Below are 19,114 nucleotides of genomic sequence, written 5' to 3'. Positions count from 1 at the left end.
GACGCGGTAAGCAGCGGGTTAAGGACGAAGCATTGATCGTCTTTATCTCTTGAGCATCGTTGAAGATGTAGGGAGGAAAAGATGATCAGTGGAGACACAATCTTATTTGCGCTAATGGTAGTAACGGGAGTAAACATGGTCCGTTATCTCACCGCTCTTCGTTCTTTAATTTACATCATGCGTGAAGCGCATCCTTTGCTTTATCAGCAAGTGGATGGCAATGGATTTTTCACCACCCATGGTAACGTCACCAAACAGGTTCGACTGTACCATTACATTAAGAGTAAAGAGTATCACCATCATCACGATGAGATCTTTACTGGCAAATGCGAAAGGGTGCGCGGGTTATTCATTTTATCGACCGCTTTACTTGGTGTGACCCTACTGGCTGCCTTCATTCTTTAAGCCAGCAAGCTGTGCTTGGAATTTAAGCGCTTTTCCCGCTCGACTTTTGTCGTTAGAATAGCGCCCGTAGAAAGCAAGGATGTGCATTACGCACATCCTTTTTTATTTTTGGACTTATATACCCAAGCATCTCGAGGTTACTTGGGTATAAACCAATCTAAATAAGTAATTGAGCGTTACCCATGAGTAAGAAATTTGATGTTGTTGTAATCGGCGCAGGTGCGGCGGGTTTGATGTGTGCAGCAGAAGCTGGCAAACGCGGACGCAGTGTGCTCGTACTGGATCATGCGAAAAAGCCAGGACGTAAAATCCTTATCTCAGGTGGTGGTCGTTGTAACTTCACTAACTACGACGTCTCAGCGAGCAACTACTTATGTCAAAACCCACACTTCGTGAAGTCGGCGTTGTCTCAGTACACCAACTGGGACTTTATCTCGATGGTCAGCAAGCATGGCATCGAGTTTGAAGAGCGCGATCACGGACAGTTGTTCTGTGTTGATGCGTTTACTGCAAAAGACATTGTTAAGATGCTACTAGCAGAATGCGACATGTCAAACATCCAACAACGCTACCAATGTGATGTACATTCGATTGAGAAAACCGATGCGGGCTTCCGTCTGCATGCCGGTACTGAAAACATCGAATGTGAATCTTTGGTGGTGGCTACCGGCGGTCTGTCGATGCCTAAACTGGGCGCGACGCCATTCGGCTACAAGATTGCTGAACAGTTCGAGATCCCGGTGATTACCACTACAGCAGGTCTGGTGCCATTTACGCTGCATAAAGAAGACAAAGAAGATTTCGCTGAGCTATCGGGCATCGCGATCCCGGCGGAAATCACCGCGCAAGACGGTACTATGTTCAAAGAAGCGTTGCTGTTTACTCATCGCGGTTTGTCTGGTCCATCGGTTCTGCAGATCTCGTCATTCTGGAAAGCGGGTCAGAAGGTGACGATTAACCTTGTACCAAACGACGATATCGCCGAGCTACTAGAGCGCAGCCGCGAGAAGCATCCGAACCAATCGTTGAAGAACACGCTAGCAAAAGTGCTACCAAAGCGTTTGGTTGAAGTGCTGATTGAACGTAAAGAATTGGCAGACAAACCACTTAAGCAGTTCAACCCGAAAGAGATGGCAACCATCGTTGAGCGTCTAGAAAACTGGGCAGTCGCACCGAATGGCACAGAAGGTTACCGCACTGCAGAAGTGACTCTAGGTGGCGTAGATACCGATCACCTGTCTTCAAAAACCATGGAATGTAAGAACATCAAAGGTTTGTACTTCATCGGTGAAGTGATGGACGTAACCGGCTGGTTAGGTGGCTATAACTTCCAATGGTGCTGGTCGAGCGGCTTTGTTGCGGGTCAGTGGGTGTAAGCAAAATTTTCTTCAGGCTGAGCGTTGTCTCAGCTCAGCCTATCCTTCACTTCAAAACACCATATAGTCTCGTGGGCATGTTGCTTTGGTCGGGAACTTTTTTTCTGAGTTATGCAACTGTACATCGATGTGTGATATCAACGCCCAGCTATTTTCTATCTCATATTCAATATTGAACGTGATGGGCTCATCGTTTGAGTTTTTGCCATTCACGCTAAGGCAGCCATAGTCGTTGAAATGCACCTCATAGACACTGCTTGTTGACCTCATCAACTGTTTGAACATTTGTTATTGGAGAGCTTATCTCGATACCTGTGAGTGCCTCCTTCGAGAAATACTGCCAATAAGTCTCTGAGATATTTTCCTCTGATGCGTTTGCCAAATAGTTAGCATAGGTTGCGAGCAATGAGGGCGATGTTGGTTGGGCGTGCACAATGGTAAAGCCCATGATACTGAGCAAGAGTAATATTGAGTTCTTCATTTTTTGCTTCTTCCCCTTCGCAATTCAACAAGCCTGTGCAGTTTGGGCTTGGATGTCGAATTAATCAGAAGAAGTTTCGAGAAAGCCCAGATAAAACATGCTGATGTTTTATCCGAGCAGATTACTTTTGCGAACGATCTCTAACGAAACAACTTCTCTGCGCGAACTGGGGCGCTAAAGCGGAAGCCTTGTCCGTAGATACAGCCGCGCTCGAATAGGTATTGAGCTTGCTCGTCAGTTTCGATGCCTTCGGCGACTACTTTCAATGACAGGGTTTGTCCCATCGCGATGATGGCATTCACGATCGCATTGCTGTCGGTATTGCTTGGCACATCGCTTACGAAAGAGCGGTCGATCTTCAATTTGTTGATTGGCAAACCTTTGAGGTAAGACAGTGACGAGTAACCGGTGCCAAAGTCATCAAGGGAGATCTCAATGCCGAGCTCGCGCAGCAAGTTGAGTGATGCGATGGCTTGTTGTGGATCGATAAGTAGGAAGCTTTCGGTGATTTCCAGCTCTAGGCGGTGCGCCGGGAATTCAGTCTCTTTTAGAATAACCCCCAATTTGCTGATGAAGTCTGATTGTTGTAACTGAAGAGCCGATACGTTTACCGCGAGCTTGCCAAATTCAATGCCGTTATCTAACCATGCGCGACCTTGCAAACAAGCTTGCTCCAAGACCCATTTACCAATGCTTTGAATCAGGCCCGTTTTCTCTGCAATCGGGATAAAGTCCGCTGGAGAAATCATTCCAAGATCGGGATGTTGCCAGCGTAGCAGGGCTTCTACGCCCACCAGTTCGTTGGCGCTTAAGTTGTATTGCGGTTGGTACGCTAGGTGCAGTTGATTCTTCTCAATCGCTTCATGCAGAGCAGACTGCATACGCACGTGAGACACGGATTTATCAGTCAAATCTGGTGAGTAGAACGCGTAGCCGTTACGGCCGTTTTTCTTCGCTAAGTACATAGCGGTATCGGCGTTCTTGAGTAAGGTTTCGCTGTCTTGTCCGTCTTGAGGGTAACGTGCCACACCTACGCTGGTGGAAATACGTAAAGATTCGTTCTTGCTGACTTCAAAAGGACGGTTGAACAGGCAGAGTATGTCCTCAATGGTGTCGATCAGCTGTGAATCCGATTCGATATTCGGCAATATAATGACAAACTCATCGCCACCGATACGTGCCACATGAGCGCGCAAGTGCAGCACATCTTGCAGACGTTCAGCGAGTTTAGTTAGTAACTGGTCACCACAGAAGTGCCCCATGCTGTCGTTGATGTGCTTGAAGTGGTCGATATCGAGGAACAGAGTCGCAAACGCGTGTTGATGCTTCTGACCGTTCTCAATGTGCTGTTCTAGCAAGCTGATCAAATGAGTACGGTTAGGAAGGTTGGTCAATGGATCGTAAAACGCCATGCGTTGTAGCTTTTCTTCGTGCGCTTTTCGTACCGAGATGTCTTCGAATACACAGATGTAGTTGATCAGATGGTTCTTATCGTCCATCACCGCGCTGATGGTGGCGAGCTGTGGGTAAATGCTGCCATCTTTTTTGCGGTTGATGAATTCGCCTTTCCACTGACCTTTGCTTTCTAGTTGACGCCACAACTGTTGATAAAATTCGCGGTCGTGATGCCCAGAACGCAAGATATTCGGGTTCTTACCGATCACTTCTTCTGCTGCGTAACCAGTGATATGGGTGAAGGCACTGTTTACATCAAGAATGTTGGCTTTACGGTCGGTGATCACCATTCCTTCGTGGGAGTTATCGAAGATTTTCGACGCCAATGACAACTGAGTTTCCACCATTTTTCGACGAGTGACGTTGCGTGTCATACCCAAAATACCAATCAGCTCTCCGGTTTGATTGCGGATTGGCGATTTGATGGTTTCCAACCAGGTTGGGTTGTTGTTGTCATCAATGAGAGTGCACTCTTCCACCGTGTTTTGGCTGCCCGTAGCGATCACCAACTGGTCGGTATCAATGAACTTCTTCGCTCGACGGCTGTTGAACAACTCGAAGTCATTCTTGCCGACGATTTCACTGCCGGTCATTTGCCAAGAGTCCTCAACGCTGCGGTTGGTCATCGCGTAACGACCATCAGTGCTCTTTATCCACGTGTGATCTTCTAAGCAATCAATGAATTCTTGTAGGGATGGCAGTAACTCTGGCAATTGAACATCGTGACGCTGCTGCTCTCTATGGTAAGTCTGTGCAACATCAAAGCCGATACGTCCCGCTAATGCGCTTAACCACCCGGAAATAACAGTATTTTGGTTAGTTGGATGAACCAATGCGAAGGCAGCAAACAGCTCACCGCTCGGCAGCCATACCGGGCAGTAACTCAAGGTTTGGTTTTGAAAGGGTGTTTGTTCAACAACAAGCTGAGGATAGATAAAGTGCTCAGTGGCGGGTTCGAGAATTGCGACGACTTCACGATGATGTTGCGGTGACGTCGCCACCTCACTCAAGTGCCATTGGCGAGTGTAGCTGAAAGTATAAAGCTGACCGTGCGCCTGTGTGGCATCACAGCATTGTTGCAGAGCCTGTTTCCAGTCTGTCATCAATGCAGGGGAGATAGCGAAGCGAAACATAGTTAATAAAGCATCCTGAGCGCCCTTGGGTTTGTGTTGTTAACATCTAATTAGACGTTCATATCGGGCTTTGGCTATATCGTATCCAAAGCCCGAACAAATCCAAGCAAGGAACACTTCATTAATCGAGTAAACTGTTAGCTAGCTCTCTTTTTTATAAATCGCGTCTCATTTTTGCAATGGTTTCGGACGTCATCATTGAACGGTGTTCGCCTGTTTTTGCTTTTTGCCGAACTTCACTTGTTGAATCACCAAGCCGCTGATGATCAGCACTAAGCCAATCAAAGTGGATGGGTGAATCTCTTCACCAATGATGGTCGCAAGCAGCATGAGCGAGATGAATGGTGAAGCAAAAATCAGGTTGCTGATGCGTGCGGTGTTCTCGGTGAGCTTGAGTGCCGTTAGCCACAACACGAAGGTTACGCCCATCTCAAACAGACCAACATAAGTCACTGCCGCCCAACCTTTCGCGGTGATTTGGCTCCAGTCTGCGCCTTCATAAATGCTTAAGCCAATTGCAAACGGAATTGCGACCAGAAAGCCCAATAGTACGCCCATTACAGGGTCGGCTTTGTTTTTGGTGTTGAGAATCCAGTAACTTGCCCAAAGTAGTGTTGAAAGCAGTGCTAATCCCACACCAAGCGGACTTTCGAATTCCAGTCCGAGCACATTGCCTTTGGTGGCAATTACGATGACACCCAAGTAACTAAAGCCACAAGCAATCCAGTCTTTATTGCGGATCTTTTGACCCAAGAAAACTGCCGCCATCAAGGTTAGCGTGATCGCCCAACTGTAGTTGATCGCCTGCGCTTGGGAGGCTGGCAATAAGTCGTATGCTTTAAACAAGATAAGGTAGTACGCCAGTGGGTTAATCAATCCGAGCAGTAAGTAGTACCAAGGATTGGCAAGAAACGTTGAACTGAGTTGATTCAACTTGCCCTGCACGCCACATACCACGATGAGCGCGATGGCTGAGACAATACTCGCCATGGTCAGCATCTGAATCGGTGAGAATTCCGCCAAAGTCAATTTAAATGCGGTCGCTACTGTTGACCAAAGTAATACCGCTGATAGCCCAAATCCTAGGGCGCGACGCTCGTTCATGATGCCTCTGTGTGATGATGTACCGCTCATCGCTGTTGGTTTGAGCAGGTGTGAGTATGTTGTACGGAGCGCCTAGTGTATGCGAGGATTTTTCATCCAACAAACTGGACATTTATCCAGTATGTAAATACCATTATTAAAGATAAAAAACACAGGCTAACTCGCTATTATGCAATGGATTCTTGAGCATCAATCTCTCATTCTGTCTTCTCTTTTTACCGCGACCATCAGCGGTGTTGCAGTGGGTTGGTGGGTTAAACAACGCTTTGCCACACAAACTCAATTGCTCGAACAACAGCTCTTCTCTGAAAAACAGCTTCATCAACAACAACTTGAACAGTTGAAGCAAAGTCTCGCCGAAGCGCAGCAAGAATTGGATGAGCTTGATGACGAGCGCGATAAAGCGGCATTCGAGGTGCGCCAAACTCACGGTAAATTGATGGCGGCGATGGAAAAGCTACGCTATTTCGAAGCAGTGAAGCAAGAACGTCAGCAGTATTTTGATGAGCTAGGGCAGATGCGAGAGCATAAATCGCGTCTTGAAACCCAACTTGGTGAGCAGCAAGCACGCCACGAGCAAATTAACCAAGCTAATGCAGAAAAGCTGCAAATTCTTGAGCAAGCAGAAGTGCGTTTGAAGCAGCAATTTGAGCACTTAGCGAATCAGTTGTTCGAAGAGAAAACTGCCAAAGTCGATATGCAAAATCGTCAGAGTTTGGAAGGTTTGCTGTCTCCACTAAAAGAGCAGTTAGAAGGGTTCAAAAAGCAAGTCAACGACAGCTTTAGCCAAGAAGCCAAAGAGCGTCACACCTTGGTGCATGAGTTGAAGAACCTGCAACGCTTGAACGAGCACATGACCCGAGAAGCGGTCAATCTGACTCAAGCTCTGAAAGGTGACAACAAGCAGCAGGGCAACTGGGGGGAAGTGGTTCTGGCTCGTGTATTGGCAGAATCTGGCTTACGTGAAGGGCACGAGTACCAAACTCAGGTGAGCTTGCAAAATGAAGCAGGCAAGCGCTATCAGCCGGATGTGATTGTTCACTTACCGCAAAACAAACAAGTGGTGGTCGATTCGAAAATGGCGCTGGTGGCGTACGAGCGCTACTTCAACGCAGAGAACGACATTCAACGTGAACAGGCGCTGAGCGATCACCTAGCCGCGCTGCGCGCGCACATCAAAGGCTTGAGCCTTAAGGATTACCATCAGTTAAAAGGTATCCAGAGCTTAGACTACGTGTTGATGTTTATTCCGGTGGAGCCTGCATTCCAAGTTGCGATTCAAGCTGACCCAAGCTTGGTTAAAGATGCGATGGAACAAAACATTATTTTGGTCAGTCCTACCACTTTGCTGGTGGCGCTACGTACGATAGATAATTTGTGGCGTAACGAGCGTCAAAACGAAAACGCCCAATTGATCGCGGAACGAGCGGCGAAGCTGTACGACAAACTACGCTTGTTCATTGACGACATGGAAGGGCTGGGTGGCGCATTAGACAAAGCCAACCAAACGTACCAAGGGGCAATGAATAAACTGGCGACAGGGCGTGGCAACGTGATTCGTCAGGCGGAAAGCTTCAAGCAATTAGGAGTGGAGGTAAAACGTCCAATCTCGCCAGATCTTGCCCAGTTAGCGCAGAGTGAGTCATTTTCGGAAAATGCTTCTTTAGTAGAAAGACATCCGGCTGAGGATAAAGTAAACTAATCGCCCGCAGTACAGTGGGCGACCCTATTTGTTATCAACCGCCCCGAAGTGAGAAAGTGCTGCCCAAGAGGAATCAGAATGACGGACACAAGTGTGCAATCAAATACAGCGTTAGATAACGACACTACCCACTTTGGTTTTACCACAGTGGCAAAAGACGAAAAAGTGACCAAAGTTGCCGAAGTTTTCCACTCAGTGGCAGCAAAATACGACATCATGAATGACTTGATGTCAGGTGGCGTTCATCGCCTTTGGAAGCGTTTTACTATTGATTGCAGTGGCGCTCGTCCAGGTCAACGTGTTCTTGACCTAGGTGGTGGTACTGGCGACCTAACGGCGAAATTCTCGCGCATTGTTGGCGATCAAGGCCACGTGATCCTAGCGGACATCAACAACTCAATGCTGAATGTGGGTCGTGACAAACTGCGCGACAACGGTATTGTGGGTAACGTGCATTACGTTCAAGCGAACGCAGAAGAACTGCCGTTCCCAGATGATTACTTTGACGTAATTACTATCAGCTTCTGTCTACGTAATGTAACTGATAAAGACAAAGCGCTGCGCTCTATGTTCCGCGTATTGAAGCCAGGTGGTCGTCTGTTGGTGCTTGAGTTCTCAAAACCAATCCTAGACCCGCTATCAAAAGTGTACGACGCATACTCATTCCACCTATTGCCAAAAATGGGTGAACTAGTAGCGAACGACGCAGACAGCTACCGTTACCTAGCTGAATCTATTCGCATGCACCCAGATCAAGACACGCTGGAAGGCATGATGAAAGAAGCGGGCTTCGAAAACACCAAATACTACAACCTAACGGGTGGTATTGTGGCGCTGCACCGCGGCTACAAATTCTAAGGATAAGCGGTATGCCATTTGAACCTCTTATCACTGCCGTTATTGAAACGACACTAAATACGCTGATTAAAGACGATCCTGAATTGGGTCGTCGTTTGTCACGTCTTAAAGGTCAGGTGATTCAAATTCATCTGAAAGAAATCAATAAGACGCTGACGTTTATCTTCAGCCAGCAAATAGATGTTTTGGGCAATTACGAAGGTCAGCCAGATTGTTATCTGTCGCTGAATCTAAGCGTACTGCCTGAGTTGCGCGATCAAGCCAACATCACTCGCCTCATCAAGCAAGACAAACTTGAGCTTGAAGGTGACATTCAATTGGCGCAGAAATTCTCTCAATTGATGGTGGATTGCAAACCCGATATCGAAGAATGGTTGTCTCGCGTGACGGGTGATGTCGTGGCACATACTTTTGTGCAAGGCACCAAAAACGTCGGCGGTTTCTTTGCTTCTCAAGCAGAAAAACACCAGCGTCATCTTGCTCAAGTAGTAACAGAAGAGTGGAAACTGGCGCCAGCACCGCTAGAAATTGCCCACTTCTGTGACCAAGTGGATGACGTTCGTAGCCAAGCTTCTCGCGTTGAAGCGCGTCTAAACGCATTACTAAACAAATTCGATTCGGATAAGCCTGCGCTGGAGAACTCATGACTCCAGCAGAAATAAAGCGCTTATACCACATCATTAAAGTTCAGCTGGAATACGGCTTGGATGAGTTGTTGCCCGATCATCAACTGACCAAAGCGCCGCTTTTGATGCGCAAAAGCCTATTCTGGATGAAGAACAAGCACCCAGAAAAACCACTGGGTGAACGCCTTCGTCTCGCTCTGCAAGAACTTGGTCCTGTTTGGATTAAGTTCGGTCAGATGATGTCGACTCGCCGTGACCTTTTCCCTCCGCATATCGCTGATCCTCTTGCGCTTTTGCAAGACCAAGTTGCGCCATTTGATGGGCAGTTAGCGAAAGAACAAATGGAACTCGCTCTGGGCGGTCCATTAGAAAACTGGTTTACTGAATTTGATATCAAACCGTTAGCGTCTGCGTCGATTGCTCAGGTGCATACGGCTCGATTAAAAGACACTAACCAAGAAGTGGTATTAAAGGTCATCCGTCCAGATATTCGTCCGGTCATTGATTCAGATCTAAAACTGATGCACCGAATGGCGCGTATAGTCGCTGGAGCGATGCCTGAAGCACGTCGTTTGAAACCAGTTGAAGTGGTTCGTGAGTACGAGAAAACCTTACTTGATGAACTCGACTTGCGTCGTGAAGCGGCGAATGCGATTCAACTGCGTCGCAACTTCGAAGGCAGTGAAGAGCTTTACGTACCAGAAGTTTTTCCTGACTTTAGTAATGAAACTGTCATGGTTTCTGAGCGAATATATGGCATCCAAGTCTCTGATATTGAAGGCTTGGAAGCGAATGGCACCAATATGAAATTGCTCGCGGAACGCGGTGTGAGTGTGTTCTTCACTCAGGTGTTCCGAGACAGCTTTTTCCATGCCGACATGCACCCGGGCAACGTGTTCGTTAAACCGGAGCATCCAGATAATCCTATGTGGATTGGGCTGGATTGCGGGATCGTTGGTACACTTAACACTGGAGACAAACGCTATCTGGCGGAAAACTTCCTCGCTTTCTTCAATCGTGATTACCGCCGCGTAGCGGAATTGCACGTTGATTCGGGGTGGGTACCTGCCGATACCAATGTCGATGAGTTTGAATTTGCGATTCGCATCGTGTGTGAACCAATCTTTGCTAAACCACTGTGTGAAATCTCTTTCGGTCACGTATTGTTGAATCTGTTCAACACTGCGCGTCGATTCAATATGGAAGTGCAGCCGCAGCTTGTATTGCTACAAAAAACGCTGTTGTACGTCGAAGGACTGGGTCGCCAGTTGTACCCGCAACTAGATTTGTGGGAGACCGCGAAACCTTTCCTTGAAGAATGGATGATGAACCAAGTCGGTCCGCAAGCTTTAGTGAATGCCATTAAAGACCGTGCGCCGTTTTGGGCAGAGAAGCTACCGGAACTGCCGGAGCTGCTTTACGATAGCCTTAAACAAGGTAAAGTTATGAACCAACGTATGGATCAGCTTTATCAAGGTTACCGTCACAGCAAGCGTCAGCAGGCGACAGGAAAGTTTTTATTTGGTGTTGGAGCCACTTTAGTCGTATGCTCGGCAATATTGGTGGATAACGCTTATGAGCAGCTATCGATGGCCAGCGGTATCGCAGGTGTCACATTTTGGCTGCTTAGTTGGCGAGCTTATCGTCGATAGACGTTAAACTCTTGAAATAATTTTGTTTAAAGACCCGAGGTAAAAAGAATGGGTGGTATCAGTGTTTGGCAACTTTTAATCATTGCTGTAATTGTTGTATTGCTATTCGGAACTAAGAAACTGCGCGGTATCGGTGGCGATCTGGGTGGTGCCGTTAAGGGCTTCAAGAAAGCGATGAGCGAAGATGATTCTGCGAAGAAAGAAGACAAAGACGCAGACTTCGAGCCAAAAAGTTTAGAAGAGCAGCAAAAGAAAGAAGCTGCTCCTGAAACGAAAAAAGACAAAGAGCAGGCGTAAAACGTGTTTGATATCGGTTTTTGGGAACTGGTATTAATATCTGTTGTTGGTCTGGTCGTTCTTGGTCCCGAGCGTTTGCCACATGCCATCCGCAGTGTCTCTCGTTTTGTCGGAGCAGCGAAGAGTATGGCAAATAGCGTCAAAGACGAATTGTCACACGAGCTAAAAGTCCAAGAACTGCAAGAAAACTTGCGTAAAGCTGAGCAAATGGGGATGGATGATCTGTCTCCTGAGCTAAAGTCTTCTGTTGAAGAACTGAAGAAAGCCGCGCAATCTGTAAACCGCCCTTACGCGGAACCAACCAAATCAGACGCAGAGCCTAAACAAGAGGCACCTGCGACTGAAACCGTTGAGAAAGCGGAAGAGATTAAGGTTACAGCGGCAGATAAGAAAGCCGAATAGTCTCATTAGGAGGAGCTACTAGTGATTGGTAGCTCCTTTTTGATCAGGTTTTAAAAAAGAGGTTTGCCATGTCTACCGTCGAGCAGACACAACCTTTAATTAGTCATTTATTAGAACTTCGCAACCGACTGCTTAAAGCCATTGCTGCAGTATTGGTGGTGTTTGTTGGACTAATTTACTTCTCTAACCACATCTATGAGTTTGTCTCAGCCCCTTTGGTAGAGCGTCTACCTGAAGGTGCCACGATGATTGCAACCGATGTGGCTTCACCGTTTTTCACGCCTTTGAAGCTAACCTTGATTGCTTCGGTGTTTATTGCGGTGCCGTTTATCTTGTACCAAGTGTGGGCATTTGTTGCTCCGGGCTTGTACAAGCATGAACGTCGATTGATCATGCCACTGCTGTTCTCGAGCTCACTGTTGTTCTATTGCGGCGTGGCGTTTGCCTACTTCGTGGTATTCCCGCTGGTGTTTGGCTTCTTTACTGCTATCTCTCTTGGTGGGGTAGAATTCGCAACCGACATCTCGAGTTACCTTGATTTTGTTCTGGCGCTGTTTATGGCGTTTGGTATTGCGTTTGAAGTGCCTGTAGCAATTATCTTGCTATGTTGGACTGGCGCAACCACACCACAAGATCTGAAAGAGAAGCGTCCATACATCATCGTGTGTGCGTTTATTGTCGGCATGCTATTGACGCCGCCGGATATGATCTCGCAAACCCTACTGGCAATCCCGATGTGTTTGCTGTTTGAGGTAGGCTTGTTCTTCGCTCGTTTCTACACACGTAAAGATGAAGCAGAAGAGACGGAAGCTGAAGAATAACCTTTGCTTCGTACTATAGAAAAGCGGCTTTGTTAGCCGCTTTTTTTGTGTTTTTAAAACCTAGCCAAATTATTTCACGCGCTTGATGTATCCACATCGTGAGCAAACATACACCTCTTTAATCCCCACTAATTTCTCCCAAAGCCTGCGCTGACGACGTTGTAGGTAACCCCCATGTTCGCACATACATATCCCTATTTTTATTGTTGCTTATTTGGGGGGGGGGCTTTATGTGATGTTAGTTCCAATGTTAAATGGAGCTTCTATATGCGATTCAGTAGGTTACCTATCTAATCAATACGGTCATATTTAACGGAATAAAGTTCTAAATAGCTGGGGTGGAAGTATGGTGCACGTTTGAAACGAGTTTAAGGGTTATTAGTTGGAGTGAGTTTGACTGTGTAACGACTTGTAATTGTTGAAGGTGTGAGGGCGCGGGAAAGGCGACCCATAAAGAGTAGCCTTATTGCGGTTGGATTGGACTGAGCCAATTATCTCAGCTTAAGGACATGCCCACATTTAGAGCAGACATAAAGTTCTTTAATTCCGAACAGTTTTTGCCAAAAAGTTCGTCTGTGGCGCTGTAGATAAATATTGTGTTTGCACTGTTCCATAAATTGCCCACCTTGTTGAATGTGTGGGCAATATTTTAAGAAGGGCAGGAGTTACATCTCAATAGCATGTCATTTATACTTTCAAATATAATGCCATGAAATATAAGAAGTTGTTTGATTGTAACTTATATAAGTGTGGGTATTAGCTTAGGTTAAACAGCACCTCTGCGTTTTTGGTTGTCAGAGCATCAATTACTTCAACGCTCTCTTCGCGTAATTCCGCTACTCGTGCTGCCACCAAAGAAGTGTAAGCCGGCTCGTTGCGTTTACCACGATGCGGTACCGGTGCAAGGTAAGGACAGTCTGTTTCTAGGATCACCCAATTCATGTCCAGATGTGGGATAACCTTATCCATACCGCCGTTTTTGAAGGTTGATACTCCGCCCAGACCTAAGTGGAACCCAAGCTCGTTGATCGCCTGTGCTTCTTCTAAACTGCCACCAAAACAATGGAATACACCACGCAAGCGACCATCTTGTTCTTGACGAAGTAAGGTCAGTGTTTCTTCAATTGAATCACGAGTGTGGATAACGACAGGCAAATCCATCTCTTTAGCCCAGGTTAACTGAGTCACAAACGCCATCTCTTGTTCTGCTCGGAAGGTTTTATCCCAGTACAGATCGATACCGATTTCACCCACTGCAATAAAGTTATGCTTTTCAAACCAGTCACGAATGATTGCCAGTGTTTGCTCAACATTGCCATCGACGTAACATGGATGCAGCCCCATCATTGAACGACAAATCTCAGGATAAGCCGCTTCGGTTTTTAGCATCGGCTCAATAGACTCAAGATCGATGTTCGGCAGCAGAATTTTATCAATGCCTTGTTCTAAAGCGCGCTTCACTACCTCGTTGCGGTCGTTATCAAATTCGCTAGCGTAAATATGAGCGTGAGTATCGATCATGGTTGGTCTCTATGGTTCATCGGTGTATGGAATTAGTGAGAAGTATACTTGAGTGTGAGTGCGGGGTCATTTTCGGTTTTTTTCATGCCGTTTTTCCATATTGCTGCTCGCAAGGTGCATCAAGAGTGATATGATTTTGCCACCAGATGATTTGATCATCGTAACCTTCCAGACAAGGAGAAAGTGGTGTCTGTATCAATTCAAGGTCCATTCCCTGCACGCCGTATGCGTCGTATGCGTAAGCACGATTTTAGTCGTCGTCTGATGGCTGAAAACCAAGTTTCAGTAAACGATTTAATTTACCCAATGTTCATTCTGATGGGTAAAGATCGTCGTGAAAGTGTTGAATCGATGCCGGGTGTAGAACGTTTGTCGATTGATTTAATGCTAGAAGAAGCACAATACCTAGCAAACCTAGGCGTACCAGCAATCGCGCTTTTCCCTGTCGTAAACCAAGACGCTAAAAGCTTATGTGCTGCTGAAGCTTACAACCCTGAAGGTTTGGTTCAGCGCGCAGTGCGTGCATTAAAAGAGCATGTACCTCAAATCGGTGTGATCACAGATGTGGCTCTCGACCCGTTCACTACTCACGGCCAAGACGGCATCATCGATGAAGATGGCTACGTGATGAATGATGAGACAACAGAAGTACTTGTAAAACAAGCGCTGTCTCACGCAGAAGCGGGCGCAGACGTGGTTGCACCATCAGACATGATGGATGGTCGTATCGGCAAAATCCGTGAAGCACTAGAAGAAGCGGGTCACATCCATACTCAAATCATGGCTTATTCTGCTAAATACGCATCAAACTACTACGGCCCATTCCGTGATGCAGTTGGTTCATCAGCGAACCTAAAAGGCGGCAATAAGAAAAACTACCAAATGGACCCTGCGAACACAGATGAAGCGCTACACGAAGTGGCTCTTGATATCAATGAAGGCGCAGACATGGTGATGGTTAAACCAGGCATGCCTTACCTTGATGTGGTTCGTCGTGTTAAGACTGAGCTTCAAGTTCCAACGTTCGCTTACCAAGTTTCTGGTGAGTATGCGATGCACAAAGCTGCCATCATGAATGGTTGGCTGAAAGAGCGCGAGACCGTGATGGAATCTCTGCTTTGTTTCAAACGCGCAGGTGCGGATGGCATCCTGACTTACTTCGCGAAAGATGTAGCAGAGTGGCTAGCGGAAGAAAACGCGCAAACTGCAGAGCACCTAGTAAAGACTCAAGAAGCGACAGACGAGTAATTATCGCTCAATGAGAAAAACCAGACCGACAATTGTTGTCGGTCTGAATATACCCAAGTAACCTCAAGACCGAATACACACGGCTTGAAGTTACTTGGGTATATTTATTTCTGGAGAGTAAGACAATGACAATGCTGATTCGTGAAGGCACGCTGGAAGAAGCGATCCAAGTGGTGGCTCGTGTTACTGAGTTTGCACGTGGTGAGACGGTTGAATCCATGGCGGAGCGCCTTGGAGAGAAAAAGAACCTAATCTTAGTGGCTGAGAAAGCTGGGGCGATCCTTGGTTTTAAAATTGGCTATGAGTTAGATGATTACACCTTTTACAGCTGGTTTGGTGGCGTTGCGCCAGAAGCGCGCAATGAGGGTGTGGCTCAGATGTTATTGGAAGCGCAAGAAGAATGGGTCGCAGAGCAGGGCTACAAAACGTTAAAAGTGAAATCACGCAATCAATTTCCTGCCATGCTTCGTTTGTTGCTAAGAAACGACTATATCATTGAAAAGTTTGAAGAAAAACCGAACCTACGTGAGTCTCGAGTCCACTTTATTAAGGCACTATAAAAAATAAATGAGATTTTTTCTCATTTAGGTGTTGACTGTTAAATGAGAATCATTATTATCAAACCTGTCTTAGGGAATGAGGAAAGTTCACAAGGACGTTGAATTGCTAATTAACTGAGTGTTGAGAAGGTAATGAAACATTTTCCCAGAACTTGCACGAATTCTTTTTGACACGACATTGCTCACATTGCTTCCAGTGTAATTTATAGCTTCTTGGTTAAGCTGCCATACAAATGGAAATAGCTTCACCACTTCTGCTAGGCGACCCAATTGGGTCGCTTTTTTCTTTTCAGAGATTTCTAATTGACGCCTCTCTTGGCAACTTTTCCACATGTCATGATCATTTTATGATCGTTGATCTTCTCACCTGTTGGTATTTATTTTCTTTAATAACAGTGTCTTACTGTCGTTGTTTGAAGGTTTTATTTCCGTTGGATAACCAGTGGATAATTTCTATAAACAGAGTTATCCACAAGAAGGTACAAATTTCGTGAATAACATCGGAAAATTTCCGCGACCTCGATCGAGCGAACAAGATAGATTCAGATCAGCAGTCATGGCATTCTAAGCAGATCTATTAAGTACTGATTTGGATACAGACAATTATGGCAAGTATTCCTGAAAATCCGTTGATTCTGATCGACGGCTCTTCTTACCTATATCGCGCTTTTCACGCTTACCCAGGCACGATGAGTAACGGTGAAATTCCAACTAACGCAGTTTACGGTGTAGTCAACATGTTACGCAGCATGATGCGTCAGTTTGCTTCTGATCGTATCGCAGTGGTTTTCGATGCGAAGGGTAAAACCTTCCGTGACGATATGTACCCGGAATACAAAGCGAATCGTCCACCAATGCCGGACGATCTTCGTTGCCAGATTGAACCTCTGCACAACGTTATTCGCGCTATGGGTCTGCCATTGATCTGTATTCCTGGCGTAGAAGCCGATGATGTGATTGGTACTCTGGCTTATCAAGCATCGCAGCAAGGCATGCCTGTTTTGATCAGTACTGGCGATAAAGATATGGCGCAGTTGGTGGATGACAACGTTACCTTGATCAACACCATGACCAACGTTGTGATGGATCGTGAAGGTGTGGTTGAGAAGTTTGGTATCCCACCAGAATTGATCATCGACTACCTAGCGTTGATGGGCGATAAAGTTGATAACATTCCTGGCGTCCCGGGTGTGGGTGATAAAACCGCTACTGCTTTGCTACAAGGCATTGGCGGTCTGACTAAGCTGTATGAAAACCTCGACGATATCGCTGCGCTTGGCTTCCGTGGTTCAAAAACCATGGCTAAGAAGCTAGTCGACAACAAAGACAACGCAATGCTGTCTTACGAGCTAGCGACCATCAAGTTGGATGTGGAGCTGGAGGAGACGCCAGAATCATTGCTAAAAGCAGAACCAAACACAGATGAACTGATCAAACTGTACGGTCAGTTGACGTTTAAGTCTTGGTTGAATGAGCTATTAGAAGGCGGCACAGGTGTAGTAGAAGCGGATGAATCAACCGGCGCTGCGCGTGGTGGTTCTGCTTCATCTAAAGCAGATATGGACACTTCAGCAGTAAAAATCGACCGTCGCCAGTACGAAACCATCCTAGATGAAGCTTCATTTAATGCTTGGTTAGACAAGCTAAAAGCGTCTGAATTATTTGCGTTTGATACCGAAACTGACAGCCTAGATTACATGGTGGCAAACTTGGTTGGTTTGTCATTTGCAACTGACGAAGGCATTGCTGCTTATGTACCAGTGGCTCATGACTACCTAGATGCGCCTCAGCAGCTGGATCGTGATTGGGTACTGGCACAGCTAAAGCCGATTCTTGAAGATGAGGCTCAGGCGAAAGTCGGTCAAAACCTAAAATACGATGCGTCTGTGCTGGCTCGCTACGGCATTGAGATGAAGGGCATCAAGCACGACACCATGTTGGCGTCTTACGTCTACAACAGTGTAGGCGGCAAGCACGATATGGACAGCTTGGCACTGCGCTTCCTACAGCACAGCTGCATTTCATTCGAGCAAATCGCAGGTAAAGGTAAAAACCAACTGACCTTCAACCAAATCGATCTGGATGAAGCTTCACCATATGCTGCAGAAGATGCAGATGTGACACTTCGTCTACATAACCGTTTGTTTGCTAACATCGAACAAGATGAAAAGCTAAAAACCGTATACGAAGAAATCGAAATGCCACTCGTGCCAGTACTGTCTCGCATTGAACGTACTGGTGTATTGATTGATGACATGAAGCTTAGCGCACAGTCTGTAGAAATTGCTGCACGTCTGGACGAGCTTGAGCAAAAGGCGTACGAGATTGCAGAACAAGAGTTCAATATGAACTCACCGAAGCAACTGCAAGCGCTTCTGTTTGAAAAAATGGGTCTACCAGTTATCAAGAAGACGCCATCAGGCACACCTTCTACAAATGAAGAAGTGCTGCAAGAACTGGCTTTGGATTACCCACTACCAAAACTGATTTTGGAATACCGTGGTCTGGCGAAGCTAAAATCAACGTACACCGACAAACTACCGAAGATGATCAACCCATCAACGGGTCGTGTGCATACTTCTTACCACCAAGCGGTGACAGCAACGGGTCGTCTATCTTCAACCGATCCTAACTTGCAGAACATCCCAATTCGTAATGAAGAAGGTCGTCGTATTCGTCAGGCATTCGTTGCACCTACGGGTTATAAGATTCTGGCAGTCGACTACTCTCAGATTGAATTGCGTATTATGGCGCACCTATCTGGTGACCAAGCGCTGCTTGATGCGTTCCGTGACGGCAAAGATATCCACGCAGCAACCGCAGCAGAAATCATGGGCGTTTCTATTGAAGACGTTTCAAGTGAGCAACGTCGCCGTGCGAAAGCGGTTAACTTCGGTCTAATCTACGGCATGAGTGCATTTGGTTTGGCGAAGCAACTGGGTATTCCTCGTGGTGAAGCACAAGCGTACATGGACAAGTACTTCGAGCGCTATCCAGGCGTGATGCAGTACATGGAAGACACGCGCAGTGCAGCTTCAGAGCAAGGCTTCGTCGAGACCATCTTTGGTCGCCGTCTACACCTTCCTGAAATTCAATCTCGTAACGGCATGCGTCGTAAGGCGGCAGAACGTGCAGCGATCAATGCACCGATGCAAGGTACCGCTGCGGACATCATCAAGAAAGCGATGTTGTTAGTTGATCAGTGGATTCAAGAAGAAGGCAACGGTCGAGTGAAACTTCTGATGCAAGTACACGATGAACTGGTATTTGAAGTTGAAGAGTCGTCTTTGTCCGAAATTGAAAGTAAAGTACAGAATTTGATGGAATCTGCAGCAGAGCTGAAAGTGCCTCTAGTGGCAGAAGCAGGTCACGGTGACAACTGGGATCAAGCGCACTAGTCATTTTTAAGCCAATTTAGCTCATTTAGTATGAGCCAGCGCACAAACGCTGGCTTTTTTGTGTCATTAAAAAAG

Annotated in this window: 15 protein-coding genes; 12 read left to right on the top strand and 3 right to left on the bottom strand. The window is 46.5% G+C overall.

What is annotated here, in order from left to right; genetic code table 11:
- Positions 1 to 81: 81 nt before the first annotated feature.
- Both uspB and QTO06_RS05145 read left to right on the top strand, forming a co-directional pair.
- A complete protein-coding gene (uspB, locus tag QTO06_RS05150) occupies positions 82 to 405 on the top strand; it encodes a universal stress protein UspB (RefSeq protein ID WP_005448571.1) in 324 nt (107 codons plus the stop codon).
- Between the two features lie 182 nt (positions 406 to 587).
- Positions 588 to 1,781 carry an NAD(P)/FAD-dependent oxidoreductase gene (locus tag QTO06_RS05145; protein ID WP_331407057.1) on the top strand — a complete coding sequence of 398 codons (1,194 nt, stop codon included), beginning with the start codon at positions 588 to 590 and terminating at the stop codon, positions 1,779 to 1,781.
- A 621-nt stretch (positions 1,782 to 2,402) separates the two neighbouring features.
- Here QTO06_RS05145 and QTO06_RS05140 read toward each other — a convergent pair.
- Positions 2,403 to 4,850 (bottom strand): sensor domain-containing protein, encoded by a 2,448-nt coding sequence (locus QTO06_RS05140; RefSeq protein ID WP_331407056.1) that lies wholly within the window; start codon positions 4,848 to 4,850, stop codon positions 2,403 to 2,405.
- A gap of 195 nt (positions 4,851 to 5,045) precedes the next feature.
- Positions 5,046 to 5,954 carry a DMT family transporter gene (locus QTO06_RS05135; RefSeq protein WP_331407055.1) on the bottom strand — a complete coding sequence of 303 codons (909 nt, stop codon included), beginning with the start codon at positions 5,952 to 5,954 and terminating at the stop codon, positions 5,046 to 5,048.
- Positions 5,955 to 6,123: 169 nt separating this feature from the next.
- Here QTO06_RS05135 and rmuC point away from each other — a divergent pair, with 169 nt between their 5' ends.
- The 7 genes from rmuC to tatC all read left to right on the top strand — a co-directional run bounded on the left by rmuC (position 6,124) and on the right by tatC (position 12,312).
- Positions 6,124 to 7,656, top strand: a complete 1,533-nt coding sequence (gene rmuC, locus QTO06_RS05130) for a DNA recombination protein RmuC (protein ID WP_331407054.1) — start codon at positions 6,124 to 6,126, stop codon at positions 7,654 to 7,656.
- 78 nt (positions 7,657 to 7,734) lie between these two features.
- Positions 7,735 to 8,514, top strand: a complete 780-nt coding sequence (ubiE, locus tag QTO06_RS05125; RefSeq protein ID WP_005434558.1) for a bifunctional demethylmenaquinone methyltransferase/2-methoxy-6-polyprenyl-1,4-benzoquinol methylase UbiE — start codon at positions 7,735 to 7,737, stop codon at positions 8,512 to 8,514.
- A gap of 11 nt (positions 8,515 to 8,525) precedes the next feature.
- Complete coding sequence (locus tag QTO06_RS05120; protein ID WP_005448553.1) at positions 8,526 to 9,161, top strand: ubiquinone biosynthesis accessory factor UbiJ; 636 nt, start codon at positions 8,526 to 8,528, stop codon at positions 9,159 to 9,161.
- Positions 9,158 to 10,792: a ubiquinone biosynthesis regulatory protein kinase UbiB gene (gene ubiB / locus QTO06_RS05115; RefSeq protein WP_331407053.1), complete on the top strand. Its 1,635-nt coding sequence runs from the start codon at positions 9,158 to 9,160 to the stop codon at positions 10,790 to 10,792. The genes QTO06_RS05120 and ubiB overlap by 4 nt, the downstream gene beginning before the upstream one ends.
- Positions 10,793 to 10,840: 48 nt before the next feature.
- Positions 10,841 to 11,089: a Sec-independent protein translocase subunit TatA gene (tatA, locus tag QTO06_RS05110; protein ID WP_038870001.1), complete on the top strand. Its 249-nt coding sequence runs from the start codon at positions 10,841 to 10,843 to the stop codon at positions 11,087 to 11,089.
- 3 nt (positions 11,090 to 11,092) lie between these two features.
- Positions 11,093 to 11,491 carry a Sec-independent protein translocase protein TatB gene (gene tatB, locus QTO06_RS05105; protein ID WP_331407052.1) on the top strand — a complete coding sequence of 133 codons (399 nt, stop codon included), beginning with the start codon at positions 11,093 to 11,095 and terminating at the stop codon, positions 11,489 to 11,491.
- A 68-nt stretch (positions 11,492 to 11,559) separates the two neighbouring features.
- Positions 11,560 to 12,312 carry a twin-arginine translocase subunit TatC gene (tatC, locus tag QTO06_RS05100; protein WP_005434551.1) on the top strand — a complete coding sequence of 251 codons (753 nt, stop codon included), beginning with the start codon at positions 11,560 to 11,562 and terminating at the stop codon, positions 12,310 to 12,312.
- A gap of 756 nt (positions 12,313 to 13,068) precedes the next feature.
- Here tatC and QTO06_RS05095 read toward each other — a convergent pair.
- Positions 13,069 to 13,833 (bottom strand): TatD family hydrolase, encoded by a 765-nt coding sequence (locus QTO06_RS05095; protein WP_331407051.1) that lies wholly within the window; start codon positions 13,831 to 13,833, stop codon positions 13,069 to 13,071.
- Positions 13,834 to 14,019: 186 nt separating this feature from the next.
- On the opposite strand from QTO06_RS05095, the gene hemB reads away from it, so the two are divergent.
- The 3 genes from hemB to polA all read left to right on the top strand — a co-directional run bounded on the left by hemB (position 14,020) and on the right by polA (position 19,039).
- Positions 14,020 to 15,081 carry a porphobilinogen synthase gene (gene hemB, locus QTO06_RS05090; protein ID WP_009707990.1) on the top strand — a complete coding sequence of 354 codons (1,062 nt, stop codon included), beginning with the start codon at positions 14,020 to 14,022 and terminating at the stop codon, positions 15,079 to 15,081.
- 125 nt (positions 15,082 to 15,206) lie between these two features.
- Positions 15,207 to 15,641 (top strand): GNAT family N-acetyltransferase, encoded by a 435-nt coding sequence (locus QTO06_RS05085; protein WP_331407050.1) that lies wholly within the window; start codon positions 15,207 to 15,209, stop codon positions 15,639 to 15,641.
- A gap of 605 nt (positions 15,642 to 16,246) precedes the next feature.
- Positions 16,247 to 19,039: a DNA polymerase I gene (gene polA / locus QTO06_RS05080; protein ID WP_331407049.1), complete on the top strand. Its 2,793-nt coding sequence runs from the start codon at positions 16,247 to 16,249 to the stop codon at positions 19,037 to 19,039.
- Positions 19,040 to 19,114: the final 75 nt, after the last annotated feature.

This window comes from Vibrio sp. M260121, from assembly GCF_036533715.1.
Lineage (GTDB): Bacteria > Pseudomonadota > Gammaproteobacteria > Enterobacterales > Vibrionaceae > Vibrio.
Note: the sequence above shows the minus strand (reverse complement) of the source record. Positions and strands in the feature narration are given on the sequence as shown.

Bases quoted from the DNA above. Each gene is read 5' to 3' on its own strand.
- QTO06_RS05095 (WP_331407051.1), bottom strand. From the start codon at position 13,833: ATGATCGATACTCACGCTCATATTTACGCTAGCGAATTTGATAACGAC.
- ubiE (WP_005434558.1), top strand. From the start codon at position 7,735: ATGACGGACACAAGTGTGCAATCAAATACAGCGTTAGATAACGACACT.
- tatA (WP_038870001.1), top strand. From the start codon at position 10,841: ATGGGTGGTATCAGTGTTTGGCAACTTTTAATCATTGCTGTAATTGTT.
- tatC (WP_005434551.1), top strand. From the start codon at position 11,560: ATGTCTACCGTCGAGCAGACACAACCTTTAATTAGTCATTTATTAGAA.
- ubiB (WP_331407053.1), top strand. From the start codon at position 9,158: ATGACTCCAGCAGAAATAAAGCGCTTATACCACATCATTAAAGTTCAG.
- QTO06_RS05145 (WP_331407057.1), top strand. From the start codon at position 588: ATGAGTAAGAAATTTGATGTTGTTGTAATCGGCGCAGGTGCGGCGGGT.
- rmuC (WP_331407054.1), top strand. From the start codon at position 6,124: ATGCAATGGATTCTTGAGCATCAATCTCTCATTCTGTCTTCTCTTTTT.
- QTO06_RS05135 (WP_331407055.1), bottom strand. From the start codon at position 5,954: ATGAACGAGCGTCGCGCCCTAGGATTTGGGCTATCAGCGGTATTACTT.
- QTO06_RS05120 (WP_005448553.1), top strand. From the start codon at position 8,526: ATGCCATTTGAACCTCTTATCACTGCCGTTATTGAAACGACACTAAAT.
- QTO06_RS05085 (WP_331407050.1), top strand. From the start codon at position 15,207: ATGACAATGCTGATTCGTGAAGGCACGCTGGAAGAAGCGATCCAAGTG.
- polA (WP_331407049.1), top strand. From the start codon at position 16,247: ATGGCAAGTATTCCTGAAAATCCGTTGATTCTGATCGACGGCTCTTCT.
- QTO06_RS05140 (WP_331407056.1), bottom strand. From the start codon at position 4,850: ATGTTTCGCTTCGCTATCTCCCCTGCATTGATGACAGACTGGAAACAG.
- uspB (WP_005448571.1), top strand. From the start codon at position 82: ATGATCAGTGGAGACACAATCTTATTTGCGCTAATGGTAGTAACGGGA.